Raw genomic sequence first — 10,927 nt, 5'->3', positions numbered from 1 at the left:
CTTGCACGCTGCCTATCGAACGGTGTGATGGGTCGCTGCGCAAAACCGGCGTCTCTTCTCGGGACGTGTGCGTTGCTTCGGGGCATTGAGACTGGGCGATATGCGCCAACCACTGCGTTCGACTGCCGCAAGCACGGTCCAGCGAGCAATGAGTTGAACACCCGGTTGAATCCGCCACTGGGTGCTGTCCTTCGAATTTTCCCGCCGAACGGCAGCGACCATCGAAGGTGACTTCGACGCTCTTCCCCGCGATATACCGGTGTGACTTGGAACTTGACCTCGCCCGCATCGTTGTGGGTTGGTGGGTCGCACCTCAAACCTTATCCGGACTCACGATGGCCACCCCCGAACACGAGAGCCGCCGCTGCGCGGCAACCCGCTTTGAGCTACGCAGATCCTGCGCGAATGCCCCGCAGAATAATGTCAGTGATCTGGTCGGCTTCAGCGTTGGAAAACTGGCCGCGGCGGATCAGCAACTGATAGTAGAGCGCACCGGACATCACATCGGCTGCCACTGCAACGGACACCCAGGGATTCAGTTCGCCACGCTCGCGCGCCCGCTCCAGCAATGCCATATTGATCTTGCGGACGTCCGTGGCAATGCCTTCCTGAAGCAGCTTGTGCGTCTTTGGATTGGACTGCGCGTCAGCTACGAATCCCGCGAGCGCCAACCCCGCGACGGTGGTACGGAATATTCGGAACGCAGCGCGGGCGTGCTCGCGCAAGTCGCCTTCCAACGTTCCGGTATCGACGGGCATGCGTGCCTGGCGAACGATCGCGAGGTAGAGCTCCATGAACACGGCCGCCTTGTTCGGCCACCACCGGTAGATGCTGGCCTTGGCCACGCCGGATCGTTCCGCGATGCGATCGATGGTTATGCTCGTGTAGCCAATTTCCTTGAGCAGTTCCTCAGCCGCAGCCAGCACCGCCTGGTGCGTCTTCGGATTGCGCCTGTTGGCTGCCGGCACCTTGTCAGGTGCGCTCTTCGAGGGCACTCCCTCGGTGGGCAGTCGGGATGCGCGTGTACTGGGGGCGCGCGAGATCAAAAGGGGACCGCGCGCGAGAAGTGTCTTGCTGCTGTTCATGGCCGGCTTGAGTATAGAGCGCACTGAGGCAACACATGATTGCAAAGACGATACGTATCGTCTACTCTGCAAGCGGCCTTGGCGGCCAAGCCCGGAGGTTTTTCATGTGCGCCATCTGGTGCAAAAGGAGACGCTAGATGATATGCAGCTTGTTCCATTACGGCCTGCGAGCCACCCATGCCGAAACGACGGTCAATTTCTACACGCGCGTGCTCGGCATGGTCGTGGACCAGACGCGCCCCAAGATCGGCATCAGTGGTTACTGGCTGCGCGCGGCCTTGCCTGGAAGCCCTCCAAGTATCCACGTATTCACCGGCGACGACGCGCGGGTCAAGCCGGCCGATACGCAAGTCCCCACCGGCAGTGGCGCCGTGCATCACATCTCCCTCTACTGCGTGGATTACAGCGCCCTGCGCCGCAGGTTGTTGGAGTATGGATTGAAGTGGGAAGGCGGGGCCGTGCCGGGCGGCAAGCAGTGGGTGATCTTCGTGTACGACCCCAATGGCGTGATGCTCGAGTTGACTTTCGACGCCTCTATCGAAGAAGGCCCGGTGCCGGACATACCTGCAGAGAACACCTACATGCCGGGTGCGCCGTTCCGTCCGTTCGATCCCATGGGGTACGCCATGTTTGCAGGATGACCGCGGCGTGTGATGCTGAGCGACCTCTTAGCCCGAGGCAAGCCGCGCAGGCGGCCGGGCTTCAATCTTCAAATGCCCCTTGCGTCGTGGCGGCTTGATGGAACCGTCGCACAACCGCCACGGGACGTGCCGCCGACGATGGGTTAGTAGATGAAGTGCCTTCGTCACCATCGTCTTCATCAGGTTGCGGGCAACTGGCCCTTTCCTTCGATGGTGAGCACCCGTTTCTGGAAGCGCCAGCGCCCCTCCACCTTGTGGCAGTGGTCTTCATAGTGCCCCATGGACGCGAGTTGCATCGGCTGGCCTGCCACGCACTGAAGCACGCAAACGTAGGAACGCGCGACGGCATTCGCCCCGTCGCAGGAGTCCAGGATGAAGTTGCTTGTGAGGTGACGCCGCCTGTCGCCGCGCGCGAACTCCGCGGCATGCCTTTGCGCCACGAACTCCGCGATTGCATCAGGCCCCGAGAGAATTTGCTCATGGGCGCTCACCGCATCGCGCACCACAGCGCAAGCGTCCGCGCAGAAGAGCGTTCGCATGGTACCGAAGTCGCGGCTGTCGGAGGTACGAGCGTAGAGGTAAATCAACTCCTCGATGGCAAGGCGGTCCGTCAAGTCGGTCGTGATGTCACGCATGCGTGGCTCCTTTGCGGAAATCCTATCACCGCCTCTATCCCAGAAGGGCTTGGCTTGCCAAGGGAAAACGATAGTCGTGAGACGATACGTCTCGTCTAGTATCGGCCCGATCATAACCAGCCCGGCGGGCAGAAGCAGCCATGCAATCCATCAAGAGAACATTCCTCCAGGCCCTCATCGTCTCTGCGTTATGCGGCCCGGTCTTCGCTCAGACTTCGGGCGCACCGATCAAGGTCGGTGCCATCGTGTCGGTGTCCGGTCCGCTGGCCCAGGTCGGCGCCATCAGTCGCGAGGGCTATCAACTCGCTGAAAAGGTGATCAATCAGCGCGGAGGCATCAACGGACGGCCGCTTCAACTGGTCTTCGAAGATGATTCGTCCAACCCCGACATCGCGGTCACCAAGGCGAACGGCCTGCTGAATTCCGGCGTGGTCGCCCTCCTCGGCCCCACCGGGTTGGCCGCCACCCTGGCAACCGGCGGCATCACCGCGCAGAAGAACGTGCTGCAGGTGACCGGCGCGGGCATCGCGCTGCCGATCGAGCGCGAGCGCAAGTGCCTGCTGCACATGATGCCCGCCCAGCACATCAACGCGGCGGGCCTGCTTTCCTACGCAGTCGACGGTGCAAAAGCAAAACGAGTCGGGGTCCTGTATGACTCTGGCGTCGGCCAGGCCGTCATGAATTCAATGAAGGACCTCGCACCGAAGTACGGGGTGACCTTCGTTGCGGCCGAGAAATTCGACCTGGCTGCGACGGACATGTCGTCGCAGGTTGCCAAGCTGAAGGCATCCGATCCGGACCTCGTGATGCTGCTCACGTCTTCGCCGACGCCATTCCGCAACTTGCGCCAGTTAAATGTGAACGCACCGGTAGTCACCGGACTGGCAGTGGCGGTGTACGACAGTATCAAGGCCATGGGTCCGGCCGCCGAGGGCGTCGTGTTCGCGGAATACATGGTGGCGGAGGATCCACGCCCCAGCGAGAAGGAATTCGTCGACCTGTTCTACAGCGAATACAAGAAGCTGCCGAAGAACTTCGAGGTGGCCGCATGGGAAGCCGTGATGGTGGTGGCCGATGCGATCAAGAAGGCCGGCCCCGATAGCAGCAGCGACAAGATTTGCGCTGCCGCGCGCAGCAAGCACGCGGGTTCGCACGTCGCCTATGACTTCACCGCCTCAGACATGACCGGTATCCAGCTTTCGAGCTTCCAGTACTCGACCGTCAAGGACGGCAAGTTCGTGCGCCTGCCCTTCACGGCCCAGGATCGCCCGTAGGCGGGCGAACGGCGATGTCTGTCGAACTCTTTTTGCAGGTCGTGCTCTCGGGCCTTACGAACGGGTTCCTCTACGCCATGATCGGCTTGGGGCTGGCGGTGGTGTACAAGGGCAGCCAGATCGTCAACGCGGCCCAGGGCGACTTCGCCATCGTGGGCGCGATCGTCACGGTGCTCCTCACGCAGAAGGCGGGGCTGCCTTACTGGGTCTCCATCGCAGTCGGTGTATTCGCGGCGGCAATGCTCGGCGCACTGGTAGAGATCGCCTGCATCCGACCGATGCTGCGGCGCAGAGCCTCCGAGGAGACTTTGCTGCTGCTGACGGTCGGGCTGACTTTCCTGATCGGCGCGGTCGTGCTGGTGGCCGTTGGCAAGGCCGCCTATTTCCTCCCGCCGATCGGCGGTGAGGCGCAGGTGGCAATCGGTAGCGCCACGATGCAGCGCCACGCGATGGTCGTGATCGCTGCCGCGCTGCTGGTGGTCGCAGCCTTGGCCGCGTTTTACAAATACACGCATCTGGGCCGCTCGATGGTCGCGGCGTCGAGCGACGCCGACGGCGCCACCGCGATTGGCATCAACGTGCCGCTGATGCGGACCTGCACTTTCATGCTCGGTGGCCTGATCGGCGGTATCGCGGGCATCCTGCAAGCGCCCCTGATTGGGGTGAGCTTTGCCATCGGCATAGCAATCACGCTCAAGGGGTTGGCTGCGGCGGTCCTGGGCGGACTCGTCAACCCGATGGGGGCGGTCGCCGGCGGCTTGATCCTGGGTCTTGCGGAAGCGCTCGCCGTATTCCTGTTCAGTTCAGGCTATCAGAACATCACCGCCATGGCCTTGCTGATCGCCATCATGATCTTCATGCCCAAAGGCCTGTTTGCAGCCGCCGCACGCAGAGGGGGCTGACGTGACTGCCGCACTGTCACATGAAGCGCAGTCGCCCGAGCCCGCGCGCACGCGCACGCGCACGCGCAGACTCTGGCGTCCGAATCTGCCCCTCGTGCTGAGCAGCCTCGCCCTGGCGGCGGCGCCGCTCGTCCTGCCGGTGCAGTACGTCGACTTGCTCGTGTTCTCCGCGCTACTGGCCATCGGCGCGCTCGGCGTGGGCTTCCTGCTCGGGCAGGCGGGGATCATCAACCTCGCGCAAGTGGCCTTCTACGGCATCGGCGCGTACGCCACGGCCCACGTCACCGTCGCCTGGGCCCTACCGGGCGCGCTGGGCCTGCTGATCGGGCTGGTGATCAGCGCCACCTTCGCGCTGGCCATCGGGCTGCCACTGCTGCGTCTCTCGGGTCACTTCCTGGCGCTGGCGACACTGGCGCTGCTGGTCATCGTGACCCAATTGTTCTTCGAGTGGGACTGGCTCACCGGCGGTAGTCTTGGGATCAGCGGCATTCCGAAGATCTCCCTGCTGGGCTGGACGCTCGACAGCCCGGTCAAGTTCTACTACTTCGTCTGGCCCCTCACCTTGCTCTGCTTTTGGCTGCTGTCCAACGTTGCCAATGGCCGGCCTGGGCTGGCGATGCGTGCGATGCGCGACAGCCCCGAAGCCGCGGAGGTGATGGCCATCGACAGCGCGGCACTGCGCACCAAGTTGTTCGTGCTCTCAGCGATCTTGGGTTCCCTCTCGGGCAGTCTGTTTGCTCACTACGTGGGCTACATCAGCGTCGACAGTTTTACGCTGGAGCGCACGATGCTCCTGGTGTTGGCTGCGGTGATTGGCGGCGTCCGAAACCCATGGGGCGCCCTGCCCGGCGCGATTTTCGTCAGCTTCCTGCCAGAGGTCTTGAGCCCCCTGGGTGATGTGTACCGCATCCTGTTCGGCGTTGGTCTCGTTCTCGTGATCATGCTGTTTCCTCAGGGGCTGCTCGGCATTGCTGCATGGAGACGCGTCAAGTGAACGCCACCTCGCCATCACTGCTCGCGATCAAGGGCGTGGAACATTCTTTCGGTGGCTTCCAGGTTCTGCGCGGCGTCAGCTTCGATGTGCCGCTTGGTGGTCTCGTCGGGTTGATCGGCCCCAACGGATCCGGCAAGACGACGCTGTTCAACATCATCTGCGGCTTCATCCATCCGCTGGCCGGTCAGGTCCTGCTCGACGGGCGTGCGCTCGGCTCCAGCAATGTGGTGCAGCGCAGCCGTCAAGGGTTGGTGCGCACATTCCAGACTCCCCGCGTGTTCGAACATCTGACCGTGCTCGAGAACGTGATGACGGGACTGTACAAGTGCAGTCGGGGCGGAATTCTGGCTTCAATGTTCAGGCTACCGCTGGCACGTCGCGAGATGCTCCGAATGAAGGATCAGGCCCTGGCCACCTGCGATGCCTTCGGACTCGGCGGCATCAAGCATCGCTTAGCGGGTTCTCTCACGGCCGGGGCCCGCCGCAACGTGGAACTCGCGCGCGCCACCGTCAGCGCGCCCCGCGTCCTGTTGCTGGACGAGCCATCTTCCGGCCTCTCGCAGGAGGAAGTTGACCAGTTGCGTGAGCAACTCATCCGCATCAACAAGTCGGGACTCGCCATCCTCATGGTCTCGCACGACATGGCCCTGATGTCGATAGTGGATCGGGCGCATGTGCTGTCCGCTGGTGAAACCATCGCCTGCGGCACGATGCAAGCGATCCACCGCGACCCCCAGGTCCAGCAGGTTTATCTCGGCCTATGAGCGCTCCACGCGAATTGTTGCTGGATCTGCAGAAGGTGAGCGCCGGCTATGGCGCTCTCAAGGTCCTTCATGACGTTTCTCTGCACGTTGGCAAGGCAGAAGTGGTTGGCTTGCTCGGCGCCAACGGCGCTGGCAAGTCGACGCTGGTGCGCACGATCAGCGGCCACCTGCGAGTGCGTTCCGGCACGATCCGTCACGGTGGCGTGGACCTCACAAGGCTGGCGCCGCACCGCATTCCACAACACGGAGTGGCTGTGGTCCTGGAGGCACGCAACCTGTTTGGCGACATGACGGTTGCCGAAAATCTGGGGTTGGCGTTGCGCAATGGAAGACAGCGCGTTCCCCGCTTTTCGATTAAGGACGTGCTGAACCTCTTTCCCGTCCTTACGGAAAAGTATGGGACGCCCGCGAAACTGCTCAGCGGGGGCCAGCAACAGATGGTGGCCATTGCGCGCGCGCTGCTCTTGCAGCCAGACGTGCTCGTGCTGGACGAGCCTTCCACCGGACTGGCACCAAAGATCATCAAGGACATCGTCGAGGTGCTCCAGCAGCTGCGCTCAGAAGGGATGAGCATGCTGCTGATCGAGCAGAACGTCTCGATGGCGGCGCAACTGACGGATCGAGCGTATGTCCTCTCGCTCGGCCGGATCGTCTACGAGGTGGCAGAAGGTACCTGGAAGAACACCCTCGAGAGCGGCGCGCTGGCCGACGCCTACCTCGGCGGTGGCATGAAATCCGTTGAGCCCCGACCGCCCGTCAAGGAAAGCCGTCAATGACTGGTCGGCTCAAGCGAGGCCGGGCCCTGGTCGCTGGAGGGTCGCTGGGAGGCCTGATGGCGGGAGCTATGCTGCTGCGCGAAGGTTGGGACGTGCAGGTTTACGAGCGGGCCACAGGTGATGTTGAAAGCCGCGGCGCTGGCATTGCTACGCATACGGAACTGTTCGAGGCATTCCGCCGTGCCGGTGCGCGCATCGACGACCAAATCGGTTCCACGCTGACGGGCCGCACTGCCTTCGACCGCGACGGCGCCGAAATCGGTCACTACGCCCACTCCCAGGTGTTGAGCCCGTGGAGCCTCCTCTACCGGCGACTGCGCGAAACAGTACCTGCGGCGGCCTATCAGTCGGGTAAGGAAGTGCGATGCGTGCACGTGGGTCCTGGTGAAGCTGGCCTCGAGTTTGCAGATGGCAGCAAGGTCGAGGGCGACCTCGTGATCGGTGCCGACGGCGTCTGGTCCACGGTGCGTGAGCAGATGTTTCCCGAATCGCTGCCGGTCTATTGCGGGTACGTTGCCTGGCGCGGCCTGCTCGACGAAAGCAGCTTTGACCGCGCCTTTGGCCGGTACTACGGGCCGCTGCAGAGTCTTTACGCCGAGCACGGCGAGCAGTTCATATTCCACATGGTCAACGGCGCTGACGACAGTCTGGAAGAAGGACGCCGCAGGTTTGGCTTCCTCTGGTACCGCAGCACCGATGCAACGAGCGAGTTGCCCGCACTGCTGACGGATGAGCACGGCGTCACGCACGCGCACTCTATCCCTCCCCCGAAGATTCAACGCGCGCACATCGATCATCTGCGCCGGATCGCAGGCGACTTGCTGCCCCCGCAGTTCGCCGAAGTGGTACGGCGCACGCCGCGGCCCTTCCTGCAACCGATCTACGACTTGCGGCCAGAGGCCATCGTCCGTGGTCGCGTGGCCCTGCTCGGCGACGCAGCTTGCGTGGCACGCCCCCACGTTGGGGCGGGCGTGCTGAAAGCCGCCTGCGACGCCATTTCGCTGTCCCAGGCGCTCAAGGAGGCAAGCTCCATCGAGGCGGCACTGATGAAATACCAAGCCGATCGCGTGCCGGAATGCCACCGGCTGGTCGACAAGGCGCGTCACCTGGGCAGCTACCTCGAAGGCACTCGACGAAAGGGATCTTCCGTCCCCGTCTTGCCGATCGAAGATTTGCTACGTGACTCGGGTCGAGGTTGATGCCTGGATGACTAGCAGCACAAGGCTTTTTCAGGCATTCGCCCGTTAGCGCATAAGCAGACATTGAAATGACAAAATTCACTCGCGAAGAATCCGAAGAGGCCTACCGACGTTGGGTCGAGGTGGCGACGCAACACAGTCAGAACCGCTCGTTCGCTGCCATCGCGGCACAGCTTCACATCAGCCTTGCGGCGGCGAAGGACTATGCGGACCGCGTCTACCGCAAGCTCGATGTGCACACGCGCGAAGAGGCCTTGCGCAAGCTAAATACTTCGTTTCGGAAGTTTGCACACTTATTCTTCAAGCGGCCAGCTTCAAGGGCACGCTCAGCGCCCAGCGATCCCGCATGCGCGCGATCAGGAGATTGAGATCGTTACGGGTGATTCCCACTCGAATGGATGCGCGATGCGTTCGAAGTAGCGCTGACCCAGGGTTCACGATCATGGGCTTGCCAATGCCGAGCGATTTCAGGAACCCCGCATCGGCCGACTGGAACTGCAAGGACGCTACAGTGGCCGGTCACGGCCTGGTCAATCCAGGCCCCAGACTTTGAGGGTCGCTGCCGGCTTGTTACCCAGGATCTTGTAGTTGACCGTCACGCCGGTGAGGCGCCCCTTGCGTCCCGGCGCATCTGCTGCAGCGGTCTGTCCGCCTGCCTTCATGACCCCGACATCCTTCAGCGTGTCGTCTTTGCGGTTGTCCCAGTGGAGGATGATCTGCGAGATCTGAACGTCCGCGCCCTCGGCAGAGAGCTTCACTTGCTTGATGTCCTTGTCCCATCGACCTCCTGCGCTTTTGATGTTCACGCTGGGATCGGCGGACTTGATCGTCTGCTCACCGAGCACAAACCATTCGTCGGCCGCCATTGCGGTGCCCGCGAAGCCCATGAGGGCAGCGAAAGCGACAACAAAGGAGGCCATCAAGGTGTGGATCTTCGTCTTCATGGAGGTTCCCTTCTGATCCCGGTCAGCACAGGATCGGTGTCATATCCCCTTCTGAAATCCAAGGCGTGGGGCTCTCGATGGAACCCGGGGAGCGGTGAAGCACATACGGTGCTGGGCGGGGAAGAACCAGCAGGAAAAGATTGTCTGCCCGTTGCCATCGCGCGTATTGACGTTTGTCAGGTCATGTCCGAAGCAACGCAGAACATCGGCCAGTTCCAGAGATATTTCGCTGGCGCCGTTGAACATTCTCAGGAAGATCAGGACCGGCTCGCCTTCAAGTGACGGTACCGCACAATTGTCTGACGGTGCCAGGAAGGGAAGACCAGATGGATCAAGTGTCTGTACTGTCTGTACTCGCCGCCATCAGCGACATGCCTTGGCGAATTGGACCGCAAGGCTGACATCATCCACGTGCAGGAGGCCTGGCGGGCACTCGGGCGCGCCCGGCAATTGATCGAAGCCAACCCTGACGGATCGCCCTGGCACGGGGATCTTCCCCAGGCGGTGACGCAACGGGTCCAGTTTGGTCTTTTTGATAGCGCGTGGCGTCGGCCGTTTCCGATGCGTGCGCGCCCTACGGGGTCGCGCAGTCGCGTCAGAGAGCGTGTTTTCGCACTACGCCCGTCAGGAGATTGGACTCCTTGCGCTGGCGGGGTCAAAATCGACTACGTTATTCGCGTGCGTAGCCCCGGACCACTACGGTCACGCGATGCGGAGCATGGACTTCGTTAGCGACAGCGCGACGCTCTCGCCGCACTGGAATCAGTGCTGCAGGTGATGTCGCAGTGGGTGGGCATCGAGTGAGGCGCGTGGCGACGGAGGTTGCAATGATTGCTGGTCGAGGTGCATGTCGCAGTTTCAAGTTTCGACTCGTTGTTTCACTGACCCGGTGAGCGGTGGCCGCGCTCGCCGCTTCGTCTCAGGCGGCTTTTGCCGACGTCCCATACTTCTACGTCGTCAATCCGGGCACCCGTGTGGTGGCCGAGGTCCTGGCACACCGGACCGATGATGGGTCGCCGGTTGTCCTGTCGCCCAACTATGGTGTCCCAAGCCAGCAGTTCAGCGTCCAACGGCTACCTCCTTCCGGGAATCCAGAGCTGTTGCAAGGGCAGTGGTTCCTGCTGCAGGCACGGCATTCAGGCAAGTGCCTGAAGATCAACGGTTTTCGAGCCGGTGCAGCGATCGTCCAGGAGACGTGCAGTTGGGACGCGTCGCAGATGTGGAGGCTGCGGACCGTTGTCATGACGGCCGCAGAATGCTCCACCCGAAATCAGTGCTTCGTTGGTCGTCGCACGGTCTTGGAGAACTATTACGACAACCGCGGCCGACGATGCCTGGATGCGGCAAACGGTTACTTTTCCGGCGCGCCCGAACAAGGTGCCGGCTTGCGGGCATCGGATTGCATTGCCAGATTCAGCGTACCGACCGCTGCCAATCAGGAGTGGGAACTGGTGGACGTGCAGGAATGGGACGCTCCCTTCGTCGTCAGGTAATACCTTAAAAAATGGCGACCGAGGCAACCGCGTGGAACTCCGCGCGAATATGTCTATCCGCGCTTGCGCGCTCGATCGGTGCGCGCACTGTCTGAACTCGGGACGATTTCCGCATCCGTGGAACTCTCACGCTCAAGTCCACGTATACGGGCGCCTCAGGCCCGGCGAATGCATCGTTCGGCAAGGGCCCCAAGGGGACTGTGTCATCCAAGCCGGCGGT

General features: G+C 62.3%; 13 protein-coding genes. 10 read left to right on the top strand and 3 right to left on the bottom strand.

Annotated features, from left to right (window positions below):
* Positions 1–386: 386 nt before the first annotated feature.
* Positions 387–1,085, bottom strand: coding sequence for a TetR/AcrR family transcriptional regulator (locus HB681_RS31990; RefSeq protein ID WP_213958910.1), 699 nt, complete (start codon positions 1,083–1,085; stop codon positions 387–389).
* A gap of 149 nt (positions 1,086–1,234) precedes the next feature.
* On the opposite strand from HB681_RS31990, the gene HB681_RS31985 reads away from it, so the two are divergent.
* On the top strand, positions 1,235–1,726 hold the full coding sequence (locus HB681_RS31985; protein ID WP_213958909.1) for a VOC family protein: 492 nt from the start codon (positions 1,235–1,237) through the stop codon (positions 1,724–1,726).
* 179 nt (positions 1,727–1,905) lie between these two features.
* Here the strand turns inward: HB681_RS31985 and HB681_RS31980 are convergent, their stop codons facing one another.
* Positions 1,906–2,361 (bottom strand): nuclear transport factor 2 family protein, encoded by a 456-nt coding sequence (locus HB681_RS31980; RefSeq protein ID WP_213958908.1) that lies wholly within the window; start codon positions 2,359–2,361, stop codon positions 1,906–1,908.
* A gap of 140 nt (positions 2,362–2,501) precedes the next feature.
* Between HB681_RS31980 and HB681_RS31975 the strand changes: the two genes are divergently transcribed.
* From HB681_RS31975 to HB681_RS31945, 7 genes are all read left to right on the top strand, one after another.
* Positions 2,502–3,635 (top strand): ABC transporter substrate-binding protein, encoded by a 1,134-nt coding sequence (locus tag HB681_RS31975; protein WP_213958907.1) that lies wholly within the window; start codon positions 2,502–2,504, stop codon positions 3,633–3,635.
* A 14-nt stretch (positions 3,636–3,649) separates the two neighbouring features.
* Positions 3,650–4,537 (top strand): branched-chain amino acid ABC transporter permease, encoded by an 888-nt coding sequence (locus tag HB681_RS31970; protein ID WP_213958906.1) that lies wholly within the window; start codon positions 3,650–3,652, stop codon positions 4,535–4,537.
* A gap of 1 nt (position 4,538) precedes the next feature.
* Positions 4,539–5,531: a branched-chain amino acid ABC transporter permease gene (locus HB681_RS31965; protein WP_345944792.1), complete on the top strand. Its 993-nt coding sequence runs from the start codon at positions 4,539–4,541 to the stop codon at positions 5,529–5,531.
* On the top strand, positions 5,528–6,295 hold the full coding sequence (locus tag HB681_RS31960) for an ABC transporter ATP-binding protein (protein ID WP_345944791.1): 768 nt from the start codon (positions 5,528–5,530) through the stop codon (positions 6,293–6,295). Before HB681_RS31965 ends, HB681_RS31960 begins: the two co-directional genes overlap by 4 nt.
* Positions 6,292–7,071 carry an ABC transporter ATP-binding protein gene (locus HB681_RS31955; RefSeq protein WP_213958904.1) on the top strand — a complete coding sequence of 260 codons (780 nt, stop codon included), beginning with the start codon at positions 6,292–6,294 and terminating at the stop codon, positions 7,069–7,071. Before HB681_RS31960 ends, HB681_RS31955 begins: the two co-directional genes overlap by 4 nt.
* Positions 7,068–8,270 (top strand): FAD-dependent monooxygenase, encoded by a 1,203-nt coding sequence (locus tag HB681_RS31950; RefSeq protein ID WP_213958903.1) that lies wholly within the window; start codon positions 7,068–7,070, stop codon positions 8,268–8,270. Before HB681_RS31955 ends, HB681_RS31950 begins: the two co-directional genes overlap by 4 nt.
* Before the next feature lie 68 nt (positions 8,271–8,338).
* On the top strand, positions 8,339–8,638 hold the full coding sequence (locus tag HB681_RS31945) for a hypothetical protein (protein ID WP_213958902.1): 300 nt from the start codon (positions 8,339–8,341) through the stop codon (positions 8,636–8,638).
* A gap of 162 nt (positions 8,639–8,800) precedes the next feature.
* Here HB681_RS31945 and HB681_RS31940 read toward each other — a convergent pair whose 3' ends face one another.
* The gene (locus tag HB681_RS31940) at positions 8,801–9,214 is read right to left on the bottom strand and encodes a hypothetical protein (RefSeq protein WP_213958901.1); all 414 of its coding nucleotides are present in this window, start codon (positions 9,212–9,214) and stop codon (positions 8,801–8,803) included.
* Positions 9,215–9,250: 36 nt separating this feature from the next.
* Here HB681_RS31940 and HB681_RS31935 point away from each other — a divergent pair, with 36 nt between their 5' ends.
* Positions 9,251–9,496: a hypothetical protein gene (locus HB681_RS31935; RefSeq protein WP_213958900.1), complete on the top strand. Its 246-nt coding sequence runs from the start codon at positions 9,251–9,253 to the stop codon at positions 9,494–9,496.
* 614 nt (positions 9,497–10,110) lie between these two features.
* Positions 10,111–10,707 carry an RICIN domain-containing protein gene (locus HB681_RS31930; protein WP_213958899.1) on the top strand — a complete coding sequence of 199 codons (597 nt, stop codon included), beginning with the start codon at positions 10,111–10,113 and terminating at the stop codon, positions 10,705–10,707.
* Positions 10,708–10,927 lie beyond the last annotated feature (220 nt).

Origin of the sequence: Variovorax sp. dw_954 (assembly GCF_018449755.1) — a bacterium.
Taxonomy (GTDB): Bacteria; Pseudomonadota; Gammaproteobacteria; order Burkholderiales; family Burkholderiaceae_C; genus Variovorax.
The sequence above is the reverse complement of the archived record's forward strand: the minus strand, read 5'-3'. Positions and strand labels throughout refer to the sequence as shown.

What these genes read in the sequence shown, in the direction of transcription:
- HB681_RS31940 (WP_213958901.1), bottom strand. Translation starts at nt 9,214, where the DNA reads ATGAAGACGAAGATCCACACCTTGATGGCCTCCTTTGTTGTCGCTTTC.
- HB681_RS31945 (WP_213958902.1), top strand. Translation starts at nt 8,339, where the DNA reads ATGACAAAATTCACTCGCGAAGAATCCGAAGAGGCCTACCGACGTTGG.
- HB681_RS31955 (WP_213958904.1), top strand. Translation starts at nt 6,292, where the DNA reads ATGAGCGCTCCACGCGAATTGTTGCTGGATCTGCAGAAGGTGAGCGCC.
- HB681_RS31970 (WP_213958906.1), top strand. Translation starts at nt 3,650, where the DNA reads ATGTCTGTCGAACTCTTTTTGCAGGTCGTGCTCTCGGGCCTTACGAAC.
- HB681_RS31980 (WP_213958908.1), bottom strand. Translation starts at nt 2,361, where the DNA reads ATGCGTGACATCACGACCGACTTGACGGACCGCCTTGCCATCGAGGAG.
- HB681_RS31975 (WP_213958907.1), top strand. Translation starts at nt 2,502, where the DNA reads ATGCAATCCATCAAGAGAACATTCCTCCAGGCCCTCATCGTCTCTGCG.
- HB681_RS31950 (WP_213958903.1), top strand. Translation starts at nt 7,068, where the DNA reads ATGACTGGTCGGCTCAAGCGAGGCCGGGCCCTGGTCGCTGGAGGGTCG.
- HB681_RS31990 (WP_213958910.1), bottom strand. Translation starts at nt 1,085, where the DNA reads ATGAACAGCAGCAAGACACTTCTCGCGCGCGGTCCCCTTTTGATCTCG.